The sequence below is a fragment of the Serratia sp. BFP-2025 genome, assembly GCF_050880365.1.
Taxonomy (GTDB): domain Bacteria; phylum Pseudomonadota; class Gammaproteobacteria; order Enterobacterales; family Enterobacteriaceae; genus Serratia; species Serratia surfactantfaciens.
This window is the reverse complement of the sequence record NZ_JBPAFV010000001.1, coordinates 1767531-1786111: the sequence shown is the minus strand read 5'-3', so window position 1 is coordinate 1786111 and position 18581 is coordinate 1767531. Positions and strand designations below refer to the sequence as shown.

Sequence of the window (18581 nt, the reverse complement as noted above, 5' to 3'; positions counted from 1 at the left end):
TCATCAATCAGGGAAAACGCCGTGTTCAACGCCAATAAAAACTTTTGGCCGCGCCGATGCCCTGCAACCGAAGAGTTTCTATCATGACGAAAATGAATCGCCTGGCGGCCGCGCTGATCGCCGCATTGATCCTGCCGACCGCGCATGCCGCGCAGCAGCAGGATATCGACGCCGTAATTCAGCCGCTGATGAAAAAGTACGGCGTGCCGGGCATGGCGATCGCCGTGTCGGTCGACGGCAAACAGCAGATCTACCCGTATGGCGTGGCCTCGAAGCAGACCGGCAAACCGATCACCGAGCAGACGCTGTTCGAAGTGGGCTCGCTGAGCAAAACCTTCACTGCGACGCTGGCGGTCTATGCGCAGCAGCAGGGCAAGCTGTCGTTTAGCGATCCGGCCAGCCGCTATCTGCCTGAACTGCGCGGCAGCGCCTTCGATGGCGTCAGCCTGCTGAATCTGGCAACCCACACCTCCGGTCTGCCGCTGTTCGTACCGGACGACGTCACCGACAATGCCCAACTGATGGCCTACTACCGGGCCTGGCAGCCGAAACACCCGGTCGGCAGCTACCGCGTCTACTCCAACCTCGGCATCGGCATGCTGGGCATGATCGCCGCCAAGAGCCTCGACCAGCCGTTTATCCAGGCGATGGAACAGGGGATGTTGCCGGCGCTGGGCATGAGCCACACCTATATTCAGGTGCCGGCGGCGCAGATGGCCAACTATGCGCAAGGATATAACAAGGACGACAAACCGGTGCGGGTCAATCCCGGCCCGCTGGACGCCGAGTCTTACGGCATCAAATCCAACGCCCGCGATCTGATTCGTTACCTGGACGCCAACCTGAAGCAGGTGAAGGTCGCACAGCCGTGGCGCGAAGCGCTGGCCGGCACGCACGTCGGTTATTACAAGGCGGGCGCGTTCACGCAGGATCTGATGTGGGAGAACTACCCGTATCCGGTAAAACTGCCGCGACTGATCGAAGGCAACAACGCCGGGATGATCATGAACGGCACGCCGGCCACCGTCCTCACGCCGCCGCAGCCGGAATTGCGCGCCGGCTGGTATAACAAAACCGGTTCCACTGGCGGTTTCTCCACCTACGCGGTGTTTATCCCGGCGAAAAATATCGCCGTGGTGATGCTGGCCAACAAGTGGTTCCCGAACGACGATCGCGTCGAGGCGGCTTACCGCATCATCCAGGCGCTGGATAAGCGCTGACGGACAGGGGCGCCGACGGGGCGCCCCTATTACCGATGCTGCCGTTCACGCCGCTCGCGCATGAAATCGATAAAGGCGCGCAGCTTGAGCGGCAAATGCCGGCCGGCGGGAAAGTAGATGAAAAATCCCGACGTCTCGCTGGCGCAGTCCGGCAACACTTCCACCAGATCGCCCTGCGCCAGTTCTTTCAGCACCGTGCCCTGAAAACGCTGTGCAATCCCCAGTCCCGCCAACGCGGCATCCTTGATCAGCCTATCTTCGTTAAAAATCAAACTGCCGCTGACGTCCAGCGCGCGTTCATCGCCATGTTGACTGAAATACCAGGGTTCCAGTTTGCCGCTGCCGGGAAAACGGTAGCGCAGGCAATGGTGCGCGAGCAGCTCATCCGGCGTGGCCGGTGCGCCGCAGCGCGCCAGATAGTCGGGTGAGGCGACCAGCACCCGGCGTTGCCCGTTGTCGATCGGCACGGCGACCATGTCCTTTTGCAGCATGGCGTGCATGCGAATGCCAGCATCGAAACTGCCCAGCACCAGATCGGAAAAGCGGTCTTCGGTAAACAGTTCCAGCTGCACCTCGGGATAGCGGCGCTGAAACGCCGCCAGGTGCGGCATTACCAGAAGCGAAGCGGCCAACTGCGGCAGCGTAATGCGCAGCAGACCCGCCGGCTGTGCGCCCAGGGTACGCACGTCGTCCGCCGCCACGTCGATCTGGCTCATCGCCGGCGACACCTTCTGGTAAAACAAGCGGCCCTCGTCGCTGAGGCGCACCGAGCGGCTGGTGCGGTGAAATAACCGCACTCCCAGCTGATTCTCCAGCGCCTGAATGTTTTGCGACACCGCCGGCGGCGTGACGCCCAGCTGGTTAGCCGCGCGGGTAAAGTTGCCCAGGCGCGCGACGGCTTCGAAATAGGGCAACAGTTGCAAAAGTGAACTCATAGATTGCTAACCTGTGCTTAATGATCCATTAAATTATGCCGTATTTTAATTTATGAATAACGTTCTAGACTGAATGTACTTTTTATCAAAGAGCAAAAAACATGTTGGCGAAACAACAGACGTTAACAGAACGGCTCGCGGCTATCGATCGGCAGGCGATCGCCGAAGGCCGCATCGTGGGCAGCGTGGTGCTGGTGGCGCGGCAGGGCGAGATTTGCTACGCCGGGGCGGCCGGCTATGCCGATCGCGAGGCGCGGCGGCCGATGCGGCGGGAAACGCAGTTTCGGCTGTCGTCGGTGTCCAAACCCTATACCGCGCTGGCGGCGCTGCGTTTGATCGAACAGGGTAAGCTGGCGCTGGACGATGCGGTCAGCGATTGGCTGCCGTGGTTTACCCCGGCGCTGGCCGACGGCCGTCGCCCGGCGATCAAAATTCGTCATTTGCTGAGCCATACCGCCGGGCTGGATTATCGGCTGAATCAGCCGCCGACAGGCTTATATCACCAGATGGGGATCCAGGACGGCGTGGAGCGCTCGACGCTGACGCTGGAGCAAAACCTGCGGCGGCTGGCGCAGGCGCCTTTGCTGTCGGAACCGGGAGTGCGCTTCAACTATTCGTTGGCGATCGACGTGCTGGGGGCGGTGCTTGAACGGGTGACGAGCATGTCGCTGCCGCAGCTGTTTGTCGAATGGGTCGCGCGGCCGCTGGCGCTCGGCAATACCGCGTTCCATGCCACCGACGCCGCGAACCTGGCGACGCCGTATTACAATACGCCGCAGGGGCCGCAGCGCATGTCGGAAGGCGTGCGGGTGGCGCTGCCGGAGGACATGGGCGCCGATGTCGAATTCTCGCCGGCGCGCGCGTTTGACGCCGAAGCGTTTCCTTCCGGCGGCGCCGGCATGGTTGGCGATGCCGACGACGTGCTGCGGCTGGTGGAGGCGCTGCGCAGCGGCGGGCAGGGCATTCTGCGGCCGGAGACGGTGGCTTTGCTGCGCAGCCCGCATGTCGGCGCCGAGGCGCAAACGCAAGGGCCAGGTTGGGGGTGGGGATTCTGCGGGGCGCTGCTGGTGGATGCCGAGGCGGCAAATACGCCGCAGCATGCGGGCACCCAGGCCTGGGGTGGGGTTTATGGCCACAGCTGGTTCTTTGATCCCGAGGCGCAGCTGAGCGTGGTTGTCTTGACCAATACCGCGTTCGAAGGCATGTGCGGCCGCTATCCGCAGCAGATCCGCGATGCGGTTTATGCGGGGTAAATAAAAAGGGCCCCGCAGGGGGCCCTCGATCAGGCTTTCAGGCGATTACTGCGCCGGTGCCGGAACAGGCTGCGCGTCCTGCGCCGGTTCGTCGTCTTCCGCCGGGGCGCCGCCGCCCAGCAGGCCGAACTGGCCGATGAACTCCTGCAGCGACATCTTGTTGCCGTTCAGGTCAACCTGATTGTCAGCATAGTGGAACTTGCTCGCGATCACGCCGTCTTTCTGGGTAGTCAGCTTGAACATCTGGCCCATCGCCGCCAGACCCTGCACTTGCTGCTGCGCCAGCTTCTGCGCGTCTTCCTCGTTGTAACCCTGCAACAGCGCGGTCTTCGCGGTCACTTCGGTGGCCATCGCTTCCGGAATGGTCAGGCTGAGATCCAGTTTTTTCACCACGCGCGCGACCATCTGGTCCGGCGATTCGGCCGGAGAGCCGGCCTGGCTTGGATCGGTCAGCGCCAGATCCAGCGTGAAGGTGCTTTCACCCTTGCCGTTTTTCCAGCTCAGCGGGGCGATGCTGAGGCTTGGGTTGCCTTTCAGCAGCAGCGGCAGGTTCTTTTGCAGCATCTCGGTGGTCTGCTGTTCGTAGACCTCCGGATCCAGATTTTCACCCTGCTGCAGCAGCGCCATGGTCTGGCGGTTGTAGCTATCGGAGAAATCTTTCAGCGCTTTGCCGTCGACGTTATCGATTTTCAGCGTCAGTTTACCGGCGCCGAAGTCGTTGCCCTGCACCTTGAGCGCGTCCATGGTGTAGTCGATCTGGCCGCCGATATTGCTGCTGCCTTGCTCGCCGAACTTGCTCACCAGGTTGAAGCCGTCCAGGGTCACGGCGTCTTTACCGTCAATCGCCAACTTGAACTGCTTCAGCGTCATCGTCTGATCGCCGAGTTTAACGCCGAACTTGCTCTCGTCGCTGTTGCCTTTCAGCTTGAAGCCCTGGAAGGTGATCTGCTCGGTTTGGCCGAAAGCGTTCGGGCTGCTCACGGTGATGTTGTCGCTGTTGGCGTCGAGCGCGAGGTTCTTCAGATCGCTGGACACGTCGGCGTTGAGGGTGGCGCCGCTGAATTTCAGCGAGGATTTATCCTTCTGGTATTCCAGCGGGATGATGTCGATGGCGGACGCGGTGTCACCGTTGTACGAGATGCGCGAATCGGCGGTAAACAGCGATTTGCCTTTGGTGACCTCAAACAGGCCTTTCACCGCTGGGGTATTTTCCAGCTCGGTATGCACCGACGCCATGCTCGGCAGCAGGTTGAATTTTTTCAGCTGGGCGAAGGGGAACGGACCGTGATCGATGGTTTCCAGGAACGCCACTTCTTCACCGGTTTTCAGCGCCGCGTTCTCACTGGTATCCGTGCCGTCGGAACGCAGCACATAACGCACTTTGCTGCTGAACAGGCCGCGCTGGTAATTTTCATAGCTCAGCTTGACGCCGGCTTTCGGCAGGTAAGCTTTCAACTGGCCGTTGGCGTTGTCGACGACTTCGCCCATGTGTTGCTCGATCAGTTTCCCGGTGTACCAGGATGCCCCGGTCCATGCTGCGCCAAGAACCACAATGACGCTGACAGCGACTAACGATTTTTTCATAGCTCTGTTTCATCCTTTTTTCTTATAACCCTCCGTTGCGAGGGAGGGGGCAAATACGGGCCGACAATAAACGCCCGCAGGCGTTTAATTGTGGGGGCAGCTCTCGCTTTCAGCAAGCAATTTGCTGAAATTTATCAACGGTTAGGCCAGCTGGTTATAAACCCGGGCGATGCGGCCGCTGCCGCTGACGTTGACCGGGGATTCGAAGGCGCCGATAAAGCAGGATTCGCCCGGTTGGAGCGCCAGGCGCTGCCCCGATTTTTCCAGCGTCGCTTCACCGCTGACGCAGAACACGATGGCCGCGCTCTGCTGCGTCAGCGTCTGTGGAGCGGCGGTCAAATCGTGCAGCGAGAAGGCGAAATCCTCCACCGGGATCGGGAAGAACAGCTCATTGCCGCGTTGTTCCGGTTGGGTCAGCAGGCCGGACGCCGGTTGCGGGCGGAACTGCAGGTTGGCCAGCAGCTCAGGCACGTCGATAAATTTCGGCGTCAGGCCGGCGCGCAGCACGTTATCCGAGTTGGCCATCACCTCCAGCGCCACGCCTTTCAGGTAGGCGTGCGGCGTTTCGGCATACAGGAACATCGCCTCGCCCGGTGCGAGCTGCACCACGTTCAGCAGCAGCGGCGAGAACAGGCCGCTGTCGTCCGGGTAAAAGCCGGCGATAAAGCGCACGGTATTCCAGGGTTCACCCTGCTGGTTGTTGAGCGCGGCTTTCAGCACGCCGAGCGCCAGCGATTTTTGCTCGCCGCTCATCGTCAACAGACTGGCGAACAGGGTCGACAGGTGCGCGGTGTCCGGCTGTTGCAGGAAGGCGGCGATGTCGTGGTGCGCGCCGGCGATCGGCTGCAGCAGGGAAACGATATCGGCCAGCTCGCGAAAGCCGTTCATCGCCAGGAACGGCGTCAGGGCGAAGACCAGCTCGGGCTTGTGATTAGGATCTTTGTAGTTGCGTTCGGCGGCGCTCAGCGGGATGCCGGCTGCGTTCTCTTTCGCGAAGCCGATCTCGGCCGCCGCTTTGCTCGGATGGACCTGGATCGACAGCGGTTGATCGGCGCACAGCACTTTAAACAGGAACGGCAACTCGCCAAAGCGGCTGGCGACGTCGGCACCCAGCTGCTTTGGCTGGTCTTCATCGATAAGAAAGCGCAGCGACCGCAGCTCGCCGTCGGCGCCCGGCACGCGGGAAGGGCTCTTGGGATGCGCGCCCATCCACAGTTCGGCCATCGGCTGGTTATCGGGATTGGCGATGCCGTAAAGGCGAGTCAGCGCATCGTGGCTGCCCCAGGCGTAATTCTGTACCGCGTTGGTCATTTTTTGCATGTCGATAAACGTCCTTTGCGTCATTGCCGTACTGACGGCCAATAACTTACTGATTTTTGTATGATTATCTCAATCTTTGCCGACGACCATCATACGCCCGCGTCGACGGTAAAAATCATGGGCGCGATCAAAATAACGCCGGATAACGTCGCGCCCGGCAATGCGGCCAAAGTATAGCGTGATAACGATCGGCGTCTCAAATGGCGCGCCGGCCTCAAGGCGGCCCGGTAAACCCGTTAATCGATTATTTTTGGGGAAGGCGGGGTTATTGCCGACGGCTCGGACAACCTGCCGCATTATTTAATTTTCAGCATGTCAAAATATGTCGACCGAATTTATTTTTTACCGTCTGAGCCATTCCCTTATTATTATTTTCGCGCTGCGCCGGGCGATCACACGCCGAGCTTAAACCTGAATGACAGACCTCGTTACCGTAACCGTTAACGAGTCAATTTAATGAAACAAGAGGTCTGTCGCATGAAAAAACTGTTGTTGCTATTGGGGCTTTGCACCGGCGCAGCCCAGGCCGCGGTGATCGTCACCTATCCCTACGCCGCCCCGCGCGCCGTGGTGATAACGCCGGCGCCGATCGTCGTTGCGCCCGCACCGGCAGCGGTTCCCGTCGCGATCGCGCCCGCCCCGCATCCGTTGGCGCTCACCGCCGGCGCGGTGGCGGCCGGGGCGTATCGCCATAATGAGCGGCAAGACGCCTACGATGAGATCAATCATCTGCAGCAGCAGCGTATCGATGAGCTCAACCATTTGCAGGCGCAGCGCATCAATAACGTTAATTCACGGCATCCGCGTTAGTTCTTATCTGTGTGTCTATTATCCAGGCGCATTCTTCAACGTTATTTTTACACGGGTTAACCGATGGCAAATAACCGTGTCATCAATGGGTCAAAGAGATGAATCGTGCTGTGAGATAACTCTCTTAATGCGAATAGTTATTATGTCACTATACTGGGAGTGCATGCCGACGGGGGGTAGCGCGTCGGCCTGACCCTACAATTTTAGGAATTATGCTAAGGAGACAATGATGGCAGGCGTTCGTATCGAAAAAGACTCCATGGGCCCCATCGAAGTACCGGCCGACAAGCTGTGGGGCGCGCAGACCCAGCGCTCGTTGGCGCATTTCCGCATTTCCACCGAAAAGATGCCGACCGCGCTGATCCATGCGCTGGCGTTGACCAAGCGTGCCGCTGCGCAGGTGAACGTGGATCTCGGGCTGCTGCCGGCCGAGCGGGGCGCCGCCATCATCAAAGCCGCCGACGAAGTGCTGGCGGGCAGCCATGCCGACCAGTTCCCGCTCTCGATCTGGCAAACCGGCTCCGGCACCCAGACCAACATGAACATGAACGAAGTGTTGGCCAACCGCGCCAGCGAGCTGCTGGGCGGCGTGCGCGGTGAAGAGCGCAAGGTGCACCCGAACGACGACGTCAATAAAAGCCAAAGTTCCAACGACGTGTTTCCCACCGCGATGCACGTGGCGGCGGTGATTGCGCTGCGCGAGCACCTGATCCCCGAGCTGAAAGTGTTGCACAAGACGCTGAGCGACAAGGCCGAAGCCTACCGCGACATCGTCAAAATCGGCCGCACCCATCTGCAGGACGCCACGCCGCTGACCCTGGGCCAGGAGATCTCCGGCTGGGCGGCGATGCTGGCGCACAGCCTGAAACACATCGAAGACAGTATCCCGCACCTCGCCGAGCTGGCGCTGGGCGGCACGGCGGTCGGCACCGGTCTGAATACCCATCCGGAGTACGCGGTGCGCGTCGCTAAAGCGCTGGCGGCATTGACCCATCAGCCGTTCGTCACCGCCCCGAACAAGTTCGAAGCGCTGGCGACCTGCGATGCGCTGGTGCAGGGCCATGGCGCGCTGAAAGGGTTGGCGGCCTCGCTGATGAAGATCGCTAACGATGTGCGCTGGCTGGCGTCCGGCCCGCGCTGCGGCATCGGCGAGATCGCGATCCCGGAGAACGAACCGGGCAGTTCGATCATGCCGGGCAAGGTCAATCCGACCCAGTGCGAAGCGATGACCATGCTGTGTGCCCAGGTGCTGGGCAACGATGTGGCGGTGAACATCGGCGGCGCTTCCGGCAACTTCGAGCTGAACGTATTTCGCCCGATGGTGATCCACAACTATCTGCAGTCGATCCGTCTGCTGGCCGACGGCATGCAGGGCTTCAACGAGCACTGCGCGGTAGGCATCGAACCGAATCGCGATCGCATCACCCAGTTGCTGAATGAATCGTTGATGTTGGTGACCGCGCTCAACACCCATATCGGCTATGACAAGGCGGCGGAAATCGCCAAGAAAGCGCACAAGGAAGGGCTGACGCTGAAAGCCGCGGCGCTGAAGCTCGGCTATCTGACCGAAGCGCAGTTCGACGAGTGGGTGCGGCCGGAGGCGATGGTCGGCAGCATGCAGAAGTAATCGCGTTCGCCGTCATCTCTTAACGGGGCGCGTTTGCGCCCCGTCTTTTCAAGCCAATCTCTCCAGCACCGATAACAGCGCCTGCGGCTCCGGCCGCCGGGTGTAGTCGGCGTGCGCTTCGGCATAGGCGATACGGCCATCGCGGGCGATAACGAATCGCGCCGGCAGCGGCAGCGTCCAGTCGTCATTCTGATTGAACTGCGCCAGATCGAGGCCGAGCCGTTGTTGATACAGGGTAATCAAGGCCTCCGGCAGGCGGTAACGCAGGCCGAATTGGGCCGCCAGACGGTTGCCGGCATCGCTGAGCAGCGGAAAGGTCAGATCGTGATCGCGCGCGGCCTGGCGGTTATGCATCGCGCTTTGCGGCGAAACGGCCAACAGCTGCGCGCCGCGTTGCTCTATGGCGGGCAATACGGCCTGCAGCGCCTGCAGATCGAGCGTGCAGTAGGGGCACCAGATCCCGCGATAAAAACTGACGACCAGCGGCCCGTTCGCCAACAGCGCTGCGGAAGCGCATGGCCGGTTTTCGCTGTCCGGCAGGGTAAAGCCGGGCGCGACGTCGCCGACGCTCAGTGCGCGTTCGGCGATGCCTGACGCGATCTGCGCCTGTATCGCCTCACGCATCAGCGCGTGATCTTGCGCAGCGAGTTTGAGCGGCAGTTGGCCGGCTTCGAATGCCGCTTTGAAGGCATCGAGTTTGTCTTGCAGTGTCATGCGTTCTCCTGACGGGAATGAGGGGTTGCGCTTATCTTGCCCATTCCGGAATGGCGCGTGTAGACTGCCAGAGGTGTTAACCGTTATTCCATGAGGGAATGCATGGGCAAATTTGCCGATTACGAAACCTATGCCTGCGTTTACGAGAGCGGTTCCTTTACTGCGGCGGCGCGGCGGCTGCACGTAGGGCAACCGGCGGTCTCGAAGGCGGTGGCGCGCCTGGAACAGCAGCTCGGCACACGCCTGATGCTGCGTTCGACCCACGGCCTGCAGCCGACGGATGCGGGGCAGCAGCTGTATCAACGCACTCGGCGCATTCTGAACGAGCTGGCGGAGACCGAAGCGCTGGTGCAAAACGCCGGCGAGACGCTGAGCGGGCGGCTGCGGGTCGCTTCGGCGGCGGTGTTCGCCCGCATCGTGCCCTTGCCCGACCTGACGGCGTTTATGCGCGCCAATCCGCGTTTGAGCGTCGATCTGTTGCTGGATGACGGCAACCTGTCGCTGATTGAAGAGGGCATCGATATTGCTCTTTGCGTCGGCGAGCTGGAGGATTCCGGCTTTACCGCGCGCAAGCTGGGTGAGGTAAAGCAATGCGTGATCGGCACGCCCGATTATTTTGCCGCCGCCGGCATGCCGCAGCGGCCGGAGGATCTGTTGCGGCACGAGATGGTGATTTACCATCGCCAGGGCGGCGGCGAGCAGTGGCGTTTCAGCCGTGAAGGGGAACAGCGCATGCTGCGGTTGCCGGGGCGCATGCGGGTCAACGCGGCGGAGTGCGTGCGCGAGCTGGTGCTGGCGGGCTTCGGCGCTACCGTCGCCAGCGAAGGCCTGTTTCGCAGCGAACTGCAAAGCGGGGCGGCGATCGCGGCATTAGCGGATTGGCAACTGCCGCCGCTGGCGCTGTGGGCGGTGTTCCCCGGCGGCCATTTCGTCTCGGCCAAGGCGCGGGCCTTTGCCGATTTCGTCCAAACCTCGCTATGCAGGGAGCCGTGATATGTCGCGCGCGCAACGTTTACTCGATCTGATGCAGCTGCTGCGCAGCCACCGTTATCCGGTGGCGGGCCATGCGTTGGCGCAGGCGCTGGGCATCAGCATGCGCACGCTGTATCGCGATATCGCTACGCTGCAGCAACAGGGGGCGGAGATCGTCGGCGAGGCCGGCGTCGGCTATGTGCTGCGCCCCGGCTTTATGCTACCGCCGCTGATGTTTTCGCAGGCGGAGATAGAAGCGCTGGTGTTGGGCATGCGCTGGGTCAGGCGCCGCGGTGACAGCCAGCTGGCGGACGCCGCGGGCCAGGCGCTGGCCAAGATCGCCGATGTGCTGCCTTCGGCGCTGCGGGAAGAGTTGGAGGCCAACACGCTATTGATCGCGCCGGTTCAGGCGCCGCCGGTGGCGGATGAGATGCGGGTGCTGATCCGCGACACCATTCGCCGTGAGCGCAAGCTGCAGATCGACTATCTCGATCTGGCGGGGCAGCGCAGCGAACGCCTGCTGTGGCCCTTTGCACTGGGTTTTTTCGACCAGTTCCAGATGCTGGTCGCCTGGTGCGAGCTGCGTCAGGCCTTTCGCCATTTTCGCCTCGATCGCATTCAGGCCGCCACGCCGCTGGAACAGCGCTATCCGCGCGGCCGACGGCGGTTGCTGAAAGAGTGGCGTCTCAGCGAGGGCATTGCGGAACAATAGCGGCACACTGCTGCCATAAACTGTCAGTCGCACGCCTTAGTCTGTGCCTATCGGGAACCGACCGCTTCCCATCACTCAGAGGACAGACCGATGACCCTTCCCAGCATGACGATGCTTTACGTCGATAACCCACTCAACAGCGCCGCTTTTTATCAACGCCTGCTGGGGCAGGCGCCACAGGAGCTTTCCCCCGGCTTCGCCCTGTTCGTGCTCAACAACGGCTTCAAACTCGGAATGTGGGCCAGGCAAAAAGTGGAACCTGCCGCCACGTTGACCGGCGGCGGCGGTGAGCTGGGCTTTCTGTGCCAGGATGCGCAAGAGGTGGAGGCGCGCTATAACCAGTGGCGCGAACTTGGGTTGACTATCGAGCAAACGCCAACCGAGATGGAGTTCGGCTACACCTTTGTCGCGCGGGATCCGGACGGCCATCGCCTGCGGGTGTATACCCTCAGCGAGTAGCGTCGTCGGTGTACAGGTGCAGGCGCGGCACCAGCAGCCGCAGCGGCCTGGCGTCGGGTTTGTAACGGTGTTTCACCGCCTCGGCGTCGTAGTTGAGCAGCTCGCCGATCTTCGGCACGGCGGCGCCGCTTTCAACCTGACACAGGGCGATCAGCGGCAGCGGGCAGGGGTGCTGCACCTGTTTCTGCTGCTGCTGATACCACACCCGGGCGATCGGCTGCACTTTTACCGGCCGCTTGATTTTCAGCGTAGCCTGCTGCGGCAGCCGGCTGACGTCGTCTATCTCACGGCTGACCAGGGCGGCCCACTGTTCGCGGCTGTGCGGCGGCACCGCGCGGCCGGCTTTCAGGCTTTTCTCCAGCTGCGCCAGAATGTCGTCCCGTTTGACGTTTTTGATGATGTGCTTGTTGGCCCAGCCGAAGCGCACGGAATCGGGATTGGTCAGGGCGGTGAGGGTGCGATAGGCGCTGAGGGTGATCAGCCCGTGCAAATGGGTGTGCACGAATTCGAAACGCTGCTCCGGCGCCAGGCCGGAATCGACGGTGATAATCTGCTCCAGCTCGCCCTTCAGGCGGTTGATCAGCGCCAGCTGCGTTTGCAGCGCCTGATATTCCGGTTGCTCCACCGCCAGACAGATAACGCCGGGCAGGCGCACGGCGGCCTTGCTGCTGACATTCTCCCGGTTGTGGTGAATGAACAGCCGCTGATAATGCTCCAGCGCCAGATCGCGCGCCGCTTGCCCCACATGCTGCTCGACCGCGATATGCGAAATAGCCTGATGCTCCTGGCCTTTTTCTACCTCCGGCAGGCTGAACACCCGCGCCGCCAGCAACCGCAGCGGGGCTATCTGCTGTTGCAACGCGCCGAGCGCCTGCTCCAGTTCGGCAAAGCAGGTGTTCATTCGGCCAATCACATCGTATCTGCTCATCGCGCGCTCCTATTTTAGTTACAACATACTATAGAAGAGTGGCGGACTGGGGGCAACATCGGCAAACGAGGAGGGAGCGGCTTCACTGGCCACCCGGCTTACCAGCGAAAAATGCGCCAGAGAGGCCTTCTACAGCAGGGCGCGAAATAGACATTGCATTGGTAGGGGTTTGATTCATTGATGGATTTTTTCTGTTGGTTGATATTTTGTTTGATCCATTTTCCGTTTGCCGTTGTCCAACCGCTGAAACAAACAGAATGGCAGGACGCTGTGAGCCCTTCGGGTTATCTTTTTTTCTGTCATTAACGGGTGCTTTAAACGGAGGTTTACTGTGGATATTAAACAGAAAGTCAAAAACATGACGCTGGAAGAGAAAATCGGGCAAAAAATCATGCTGGATTTTCGCTACTGGGATCAGAACGGTAGCAGCAATCAGGATATGACCGTTCCCGACGAAGCCATTGGCAAACTGATCGCCGATAACCACATCGGTGGGGTGATCCTGTTTGCCAATAATCTAAAAGACAAACAGCAGATTAAAACGTTGACGGCCTGGTATGCCGCGATGAAAACCCACGCGGGCGTTGGTTTGTTTATTGGCACGGACAACGAAGGCGGCAACGTTTTCCGGCTGCCACGCGGCGACTACGCCTCATTCCCCGGCAATATGGCGCTGGCCGCCGCGATTGAAGGGGGCGCGGATAAACAGCTCGCCGTTGAACAGGGCAAACTGATGGCCCAGGATATGCGTGCGTTGCATATCAATACCAACTTTGCCCCGGTCGTGGACGTTAACACCAACCCGTTCAACCCGGTGATTAACGTTCGCGCCTTCAGCGATGATAAAAACGCCGTTGCCCGCCTGGCGGAAAACATGGTGGCGGGGATGAAACAGCAGGGGCTGATCACCGCGTACAAACATTTCCCCGGCCATGGCAGCACCTCCACCGATTCGCACACCGGTTTGCCCCGCGTCGATCGCACGAGGGAAGAGGCTTTTGCCATCGATATCGCCCCTTACAAACAGGCTATCGATCGCTGCGCTGCGCCGGATATGGTGATGACTGCGCATATTCAGTACCCCGCACTGGATAACAGCCAGATCGACACCCGCAACGGTGAAAAAATCACGGTGCCGGCCACCATGTCGCGCGAAATCCAGACCCAGATCCTGCGCAATGAGCTGGGTTATGCCGGCGTAACGATTTCAGACGCGCTGGATATGGGCGCGATTGCCGAGCATTTCAGCCAGCAAGGGGCGGCTGAAAACGTCTTTGTCGCCGGGGTGGACATCGCTCTGATGCCTGTCAGCATCGCCTCGCCGGCGCAGGCGAACCTGCTGCCCGAGCTTATCCGCTACATTGCGCAGCGGGTGAAAAGCGGGCATCTCAGCGAGGCCGATATCGATGCCTCTGTCGAGCGCATTTTGCGCCTCAAATTACGTCATAACCTGATGGGCCATATCGATAAATCGTGTTCAAACGGCGTTTCGTCTTCCGCGCATCAGCTGGAGAAACGCATCGCCGATCGTTCCATTACCGTCGTTATCAACCGTCAACGTCTGCTGCCGTTAAAGGACAAGGCGCTGCGCTACTTTATTCTGACGCCATGGGGCGAGCAGGCCAAAGGCATTGCGAACGTGATGGCGCAGGAGGGGTATCAGAACGTCGTGGCCGCGAAGGAAACGGAACTGAGCGATGCCCAGATCAGGGAACATATTGCCGGCTGCGACGTGTTCCTGCTCGGCACGCTCTCAACCCGCTTTACGCCTGCCGAGCAGGATGGCGTGGTTACCTCCGCAACCGGGGCGGCTAATGATACCAGTCCTTATCCGGGATGGCTGAAATACGCCGCCGAACAGGGGAAAAAGCGCGTTCATCTTTCACTGCGCGCACCTTACGATATCGTGAACTATGCCGCAGAGGTGGAGGCGGCTGTCGCTACCTATTCCTATTACGGCTATGACAGTGGCGTGTGGCGCGGCCACTCGATGGTATCGCTGGCGCAGGTGCTGACGGGTAAAATCAAACCGCACGGCAAACTGCCGGTTAATACCTGGCATGACTACGATGAGCAAACCAATACCGGCAAGGTGGCGTTCCCTCGCGGGACTGGGCTGAGCTGGTGATGGGATAAGGAGAGGCGTCGTCTGAGAAGGGCGGCGCCGGTCGCTAAACCGCGTTGCGAAAGCGGGCGGTTTCTTGCTCCGCACGCCGCGACATGGGATAACCGTCACTCACGGAAGGAGAACACTGATGCCGACAGGCGCAACAAAATTAGGCGGATGGCTGTTGATGGCCGCCATGCTGGGCGTGGGCGGATGCGCTAAGCCCCCCGAGCCGGAGAAGCCCACGCAGCCCATACCGCCGGCAACGCCGATGCGGGGCATCTGGCTGGCCACGGTTATTGGGCTGGACTGGCCGCCGGCGGCCTCTCTGAAAGCGGCCACCGCGCAAGAGCGGGTTCGCCAGCAGAAGCAGGGGCTGACGGACGCGCTGGACGAGATGGCAAGAGCTGGGATTAACACGGTGTATTTTCAGGTTAAGCCGGACGGCACGGCCCTGTGGCGCTCGAACATCTTGCCCTGGTCTGGGGTATTGACCGGCACGGTGGGCCAGGACCCTGGCTACGATCCGCTGGCCTTTATGCTGCAGGAAGCGCGTCGGCGCGGCATCAAAGTGCATGCCTGGCTGAATCCTTATCGGGTTTCCATGAACACCGGGCAGCAAACGATCGATGCGCTTAACCATACGCTGCAGTCCCCGCCGGCCAGCGTCTATGCGCTGCATCCCGACTGGGTACGCACCGCCAGCGAGCGCTTCGTGCTCGATCCCGGCCTGCCCGACGTGCGCAACTGGATCACCAGCGTCGTGGCGGAAATTGTCAGAAACTATGATGTCGACGGCATCCAGTTTGACGATTATTTCTATTACGAAACGCCGCAATCGCCGCTGGATGATGAAAAGACCTATCGCCAATACGGCAAAGGGTTTGCAGACAAGGCCAGCTGGCGAAGAGACAACACGCTGCAATTGATAAAGCAGGTTTCCGCCACCGTGAGAGCGTTAAAGCCCGCCGTCGCGTTTGGCGTCAGCCCGGCGGGGGTATGGCGAAACAAGGCGGACGATCCTGCCGGTTCAGCGACTCAGGCCGGCGCGCCATCGTACGATACGGCCTATGCCGATACGCGTCAGTGGGTAAAACTGGGGCTGCTCGACTATATCGCACCGCAGCTGTACTGGCCTTTTGAGCGTGAAATTGTCCGCTACGACGTGCTGGCCAACTGGTGGGCCGAGGTGGTGAAAGGCACGCCGGTCCGGCTCTATGCCGGGGTGGCGCTGTATAAAGTGGGTACGCCTTCCGCCAGCGAACCGGCCTGGACCTTCGACGGCGGCGTCCCTGAGCTGAAAAGGCAGTTGGATCTCAACGAAAGCCTGCCGGGGATGGGAGGAACGATACTGTTCCGGCAGCGTTATCTGACTGAGCCGCAAACGCATCAGGCGGTGGAATACCTGCAAACTCGCTGGAAACCCGGTCAATAATCACAGCGTTGGCATCACGAGCCGCGGCTAACCACCGCGGCTTTTTCCATTCACAGGCGCGCCGCTTCCGGCAGCCGTTTCAGGTAATGCACCACCAGCAGCGCCAGCAACAGCATCAGGCTGATGAACGCCGCCACGCCATTCCAGCCGAAACTGTGCCAGAACACGCCGCCGAGGGTGCCGGCCACGCTGGAGCCGACGTAATAACAGAACAGATACAGCGACGACGCCTGTCCTTTGGCGCGGCGCGCGCGGCGGCCGATCCAGCTGCTGGCCACCGAGTGGGCGGCGAAAAAACCGGCGGTGAACAGCATCATGCCGATAAAGATCGCCGGCACCTGCGGCAGCGCGGTAATCAGAATCCCGATCAGCATAATTGCGATCGACGCCAGCAGCACCGGGCCACGCCCGAAGCGTGAGGTGAGCGCACCGGCCTTGGGCGAACTGTAGGAGCCGGTGAGGTACACCACCGACAGCAGGCCGACGATCGCCTGGCTCAGGTGATAAGGGTCCGCCAGCAGGCGATAGCCAATGTAGTTGAACAGGGTGACGAAACTGCCCATCAGCAGGAAACCTTCCGCGAACAGCAGCGGCAACCCTTTATCGTGCCAATGCAGTTTGAAGTTGATCAGCAGGGTGCGCGGGCGCAGCGAGCTGGCGCGGAAATGCCGCGAGGCGGGCAGGATGCGCCAGAACATGCAGGCAGCGGCGAGGGCGAACAGCCCGATGACGCCCAGCGATACGCGCCAGGAGAAGAAATCGGTCAATACCCCGGTGACCAGGCGGCCGCTCATGCCGCCGATCGAGTTGCCGCTGATATACAGCCCCATCGAGAAGGCGACGAAGCTCGGATGGATCTCTTCGCTGAGGTAGGTCATGCCGACCGCCGCCACGCCGCTCAGCGACAGGCCGATCAGCGCGCGCATCAGTAAAATGCCGTGCCAGCTGGTCATAAAGGCGCAGATCAGCGTGCAAACCGCCGCCAGCAGCAGCGCTACCACCATGACCGACTTGCGGCCGATGGCGTCGGACAGCGGCCCGGTGAACATCAGGCCGATCGCCAGTAGGCCGGTGGAAACCGAGAGCGACAGGCTGCTTTCCGCCGGCGATACGCCGAAGTCTTGCGACAGCACCGGCAGAATCGGCTGCACGCAGTAGAGCAACGCGAAGGTCGCCAGCCCGGCGGAAAACAGCGCCAGCGTTACGCGCATAAACTGCGGCGTGCCGCGTTCGATATAGGGGAGTTTATTGTTGAGGGTGGAGCGTTTTACTTTTGGCGCAGCGGCCGCGTCATCGTTGGCGGCCAGCGTCGACGGCATCACGGCCGCAGAACGCACAGGGGTTGTCACAGCGTTTCCTTACCGAACTTCGGGGAGATAACAGACACTTTACAGATGACAAAATGATAGGGAGCGGCTAGTTTTTTGTCTAATATATTAATAATTCAAATTAAGACGTTTTACATATGAATATCGAATTGAGACACCTGCGTTACTTTATTGCCGTGGCCGAGGAGCTGCATTTTGGCCGCGCCGCTGAACGGCTGCGTATCTCTCAGCCGCCGCTCAGCCAGCAAATTCAGGCGCTGGAAGAGATGGTCGGCGCGCGGCTGCTGGCGCGCAACAACCGCAACGTCAGTTTGACGCAGGCCGGGGAGATGTTTCTTAAAGAAGCCTATCAGGTGCTCGATCAGGTCGGGCGCGCGGCGGAAAAGGCGGCGCGCCTTGATCGCGGCGAACTGGGGGAAATGACCATCGGGTTTACCTCCTCCGCGCCCTTTATCAGCGTGGTGTCGCGCAGCCTGCGCGCCTTTCGCCAGCAGTCTCCGCAGGTACATATCAAGATGCGCGAAATCAACACCAAGCAGCAGATCGAACCGCTGCTGAACGGCGAACTGGATCTGGGGGTGATGCGCAACACGCGGCTGCCGGAAGCGCTGCACTATCAACTGCTGCTGCGCGAACCGCTGGTGGCGGTAGTGCCGGAAGGGCATCCGCTGGCGGAAACGCCCGGCGGCGCGCTGCGTTTTCAACATCTGGCGCAGGAGCCGTTCGTATTTTTCTCGCGTGAGGTGGGCACCGCGCTGTACGACGAAATTCTGCTGCTGCTGAGCAAGGCCGGTATCACCCCGTATATCACCCAGGAAGTGGGAGAAGCGATGACCATCATCGGTCTGGTCTCCGCCGGGTTGGGGGTATCGATTCTGCCGGCTTCTTTCGCCCGGGTGCGGGTGGACGGCGTGCGCTATTTGCCGCTGGCGGAGCCGGACGCCACCACCGAAGTGTGGCTGGTTCATCATCGCCGGCGGCCGCTGACTGCGGCGGCGCAGTCGCTGATGGCGTTGATGCTGAAATGACGTTGAGATTGGGCAAATAAAATTCAATTCACGCTGAAATTGCGAGGAATTTGTGCAGCAAATCACATAACGAATCAAATAGTTGACGCTGTATGACAAAAGCCCCACCATAACCCCTAGTCTTTATTTAGAAGCGCGAAAAATAGTAG

At 60.7% G+C, this 18581-nt stretch carries 17 protein-coding genes; 10 read left to right on the top strand and 7 right to left on the bottom strand.

All coding sequences use genetic code 11. The features are described from left to right. Window positions 1-83 precede the first annotated feature (83 nt). Window positions 84-1220 carry an SRT/SST family class C beta-lactamase gene (gene blaSRT / locus ACRAWE_RS08305; RefSeq protein ID WP_432525234.1) on the top strand — a complete coding sequence of 379 codons (1137 nt, stop codon included), beginning with the start codon at window positions 84-86 and terminating at the stop codon, window positions 1218-1220. Between the two features lie 29 nt (window positions 1221-1249). Here blaSRT and ACRAWE_RS08300 read toward each other — a convergent pair whose 3' ends face one another. Then, a complete protein-coding gene (locus ACRAWE_RS08300) occupies window positions 1250-2155 on the bottom strand; it encodes a LysR family transcriptional regulator (protein ID WP_432525233.1) in 906 nt (301 codons plus the stop codon). Window positions 2156-2256: 101 nt separating this feature from the next. Here ACRAWE_RS08300 and ACRAWE_RS08295 point away from each other — a divergent pair, with 101 nt between their 5' ends. Continuing rightward, window positions 2257-3408, top strand: coding sequence for a serine hydrolase domain-containing protein (locus ACRAWE_RS08295; protein ID WP_432525232.1), 1152 nt, complete (start codon window positions 2257-2259; stop codon window positions 3406-3408). A 45-nt stretch (window positions 3409-3453) separates the two neighbouring features. On the opposite strand, the gene ACRAWE_RS08290 is transcribed toward ACRAWE_RS08295, so the two are convergent. The 3 genes from ACRAWE_RS08290 to ACRAWE_RS08280 all read right to left on the bottom strand — a co-directional run bounded on the left by ACRAWE_RS08290 (window position 3454) and on the right by ACRAWE_RS08280 (window position 6609). Further along, window positions 3454-4992, bottom strand: coding sequence for a YdgA family protein (locus ACRAWE_RS08290; RefSeq protein WP_025159720.1), 1539 nt, complete (start codon window positions 4990-4992; stop codon window positions 3454-3456). 141 nt (window positions 4993-5133) lie between these two features. Beyond that, window positions 5134-6312, bottom strand: coding sequence for a mannose-6-phosphate isomerase (gene manA, locus ACRAWE_RS08285; RefSeq protein WP_025159721.1), 1179 nt, complete (start codon window positions 6310-6312; stop codon window positions 5134-5136). Window positions 6313-6381: 69 nt separating this feature from the next. Then, complete coding sequence (locus ACRAWE_RS08280; RefSeq protein WP_154746156.1) at window positions 6382-6609, bottom strand: hypothetical protein; 228 nt, start codon at window positions 6607-6609, stop codon at window positions 6382-6384. 180 nt (window positions 6610-6789) lie between these two features. Between ACRAWE_RS08280 and ACRAWE_RS08275 the strand changes: the two genes are divergently transcribed. Next, on the top strand, window positions 6790-7122 hold the full coding sequence (locus ACRAWE_RS08275; protein ID WP_019455931.1) for a hypothetical protein: 333 nt from the start codon (window positions 6790-6792) through the stop codon (window positions 7120-7122). 229 nt (window positions 7123-7351) lie between these two features. Then, complete coding sequence (gene fumC, locus ACRAWE_RS08270) at window positions 7352-8749, top strand: class II fumarate hydratase (RefSeq protein ID WP_063919390.1); 1398 nt, start codon at window positions 7352-7354, stop codon at window positions 8747-8749. Between the two features lie 48 nt (window positions 8750-8797). Here the strand turns inward: fumC and ACRAWE_RS08265 are convergent, their stop codons facing one another. Beyond that, window positions 8798-9463: a peroxiredoxin-like family protein gene (locus tag ACRAWE_RS08265; protein ID WP_197667571.1), complete on the bottom strand. Its 666-nt coding sequence runs from the start codon at window positions 9461-9463 to the stop codon at window positions 8798-8800. Window positions 9464-9565: 102 nt separating this feature from the next. Here ACRAWE_RS08265 and ACRAWE_RS08260 point away from each other — a divergent pair, with 102 nt between their 5' ends. The 3 genes from ACRAWE_RS08260 to ACRAWE_RS08250 all read left to right on the top strand — a co-directional run bounded on the left by ACRAWE_RS08260 (window position 9566) and on the right by ACRAWE_RS08250 (window position 11606). After that, window positions 9566-10456, top strand: a complete 891-nt coding sequence (locus tag ACRAWE_RS08260) for a LysR family transcriptional regulator (protein ID WP_019455928.1) — start codon at window positions 9566-9568, stop codon at window positions 10454-10456. 1 nt (window position 10457) lies between these two features. Then, a complete protein-coding gene (locus ACRAWE_RS08255; RefSeq protein WP_019455927.1) occupies window positions 10458-11147 on the top strand; it encodes a helix-turn-helix transcriptional regulator in 690 nt (229 codons plus the stop codon). 90 nt (window positions 11148-11237) lie between these two features. Further along, a complete protein-coding gene (locus tag ACRAWE_RS08250) occupies window positions 11238-11606 on the top strand; it encodes a VOC family protein (RefSeq protein ID WP_025159723.1) in 369 nt (122 codons plus the stop codon). Here the strand turns inward: ACRAWE_RS08250 and tus are convergent. Next, window positions 11596-12534 (bottom strand): DNA replication terminus site-binding protein, encoded by a 939-nt coding sequence (tus, locus tag ACRAWE_RS08245; RefSeq protein ID WP_025159724.1) that lies wholly within the window; start codon window positions 12532-12534, stop codon window positions 11596-11598. The genes ACRAWE_RS08250 and tus overlap by 11 nt on opposite strands. A 331-nt stretch (window positions 12535-12865) precedes the next feature. Here tus and ACRAWE_RS08240 point away from each other — a divergent pair, with 331 nt between their 5' ends. After that, the gene (locus ACRAWE_RS08240) at window positions 12866-14662 is read left to right on the top strand and encodes a glycoside hydrolase family 3 N-terminal domain-containing protein (protein ID WP_432525231.1); all 1797 of its coding nucleotides are present in this window, start codon (window positions 12866-12868) and stop codon (window positions 14660-14662) included. A gap of 127 nt (window positions 14663-14789) precedes the next feature. Next, entirely contained in the window at window positions 14790-16076 is a 1287-nt protein-coding gene (locus tag ACRAWE_RS08235; RefSeq protein ID WP_432525230.1) for a glycoside hydrolase family 10 protein, read from the top strand. A 50-nt stretch (window positions 16077-16126) separates the two neighbouring features. Here ACRAWE_RS08235 and ACRAWE_RS08230 read toward each other — a convergent pair whose 3' ends face one another. Then, window positions 16127-17395 carry an MFS transporter gene (locus ACRAWE_RS08230; RefSeq protein WP_029988790.1) on the bottom strand — a complete coding sequence of 423 codons (1269 nt, stop codon included), beginning with the start codon at window positions 17393-17395 and terminating at the stop codon, window positions 16127-16129. A gap of 146 nt (window positions 17396-17541) precedes the next feature. Between ACRAWE_RS08230 and ACRAWE_RS08225 the strand changes: the two genes are divergently transcribed. After that, a complete protein-coding gene (locus ACRAWE_RS08225) occupies window positions 17542-18432 on the top strand; it encodes a LysR family transcriptional regulator (RefSeq protein ID WP_063919397.1) in 891 nt (296 codons plus the stop codon). Window positions 18433-18581 lie beyond the last annotated feature (149 nt).

What these genes read in the sequence shown, in the direction of transcription:
- blaSRT (WP_432525234.1), top strand. Translation starts at nt 84, where the DNA reads ATGACGAAAATGAATCGCCTGGCGGCCGCGCTGATCGCCGCATTGATC.
- ACRAWE_RS08300 (WP_432525233.1), bottom strand. Translation starts at nt 2,155, where the DNA reads ATGAGTTCACTTTTGCAACTGTTGCCCTATTTCGAAGCCGTCGCGCGC.
- ACRAWE_RS08295 (WP_432525232.1), top strand. Translation starts at nt 2,257, where the DNA reads ATGTTGGCGAAACAACAGACGTTAACAGAACGGCTCGCGGCTATCGAT.
- ACRAWE_RS08290 (WP_025159720.1), bottom strand. Translation starts at nt 4,992, where the DNA reads ATGAAAAAATCGTTAGTCGCTGTCAGCGTCATTGTGGTTCTTGGCGCA.
- manA (WP_025159721.1), bottom strand. Translation starts at nt 6,312, where the DNA reads ATGCAAAAAATGACCAACGCGGTACAGAATTACGCCTGGGGCAGCCAC.
- ACRAWE_RS08280 (WP_154746156.1), bottom strand. Translation starts at nt 6,609, where the DNA reads ATGCGGCAGGTTGTCCGAGCCGTCGGCAATAACCCCGCCTTCCCCAAA.
- ACRAWE_RS08275 (WP_019455931.1), top strand. Translation starts at nt 6,790, where the DNA reads ATGAAAAAACTGTTGTTGCTATTGGGGCTTTGCACCGGCGCAGCCCAG.
- fumC (WP_063919390.1), top strand. Translation starts at nt 7,352, where the DNA reads ATGGCAGGCGTTCGTATCGAAAAAGACTCCATGGGCCCCATCGAAGTA.
- ACRAWE_RS08265 (WP_197667571.1), bottom strand. Translation starts at nt 9,463, where the DNA reads ATGACACTGCAAGACAAACTCGATGCCTTCAAAGCGGCATTCGAAGCC.
- ACRAWE_RS08260 (WP_019455928.1), top strand. Translation starts at nt 9,566, where the DNA reads ATGGGCAAATTTGCCGATTACGAAACCTATGCCTGCGTTTACGAGAGC.
- ACRAWE_RS08255 (WP_019455927.1), top strand. Translation starts at nt 10,458, where the DNA reads ATGTCGCGCGCGCAACGTTTACTCGATCTGATGCAGCTGCTGCGCAGC.
- ACRAWE_RS08250 (WP_025159723.1), top strand. Translation starts at nt 11,238, where the DNA reads ATGACCCTTCCCAGCATGACGATGCTTTACGTCGATAACCCACTCAAC.
- tus (WP_025159724.1), bottom strand. Translation starts at nt 12,534, where the DNA reads ATGAGCAGATACGATGTGATTGGCCGAATGAACACCTGCTTTGCCGAA.
- ACRAWE_RS08235 (WP_432525230.1), top strand. Translation starts at nt 14,790, where the DNA reads ATGCCGACAGGCGCAACAAAATTAGGCGGATGGCTGTTGATGGCCGCC.
- ACRAWE_RS08230 (WP_029988790.1), bottom strand. Translation starts at nt 17,395, where the DNA reads ATGCCGTCGACGCTGGCCGCCAACGATGACGCGGCCGCTGCGCCAAAA.
- ACRAWE_RS08225 (WP_063919397.1), top strand. Translation starts at nt 17,542, where the DNA reads ATGAATATCGAATTGAGACACCTGCGTTACTTTATTGCCGTGGCCGAG.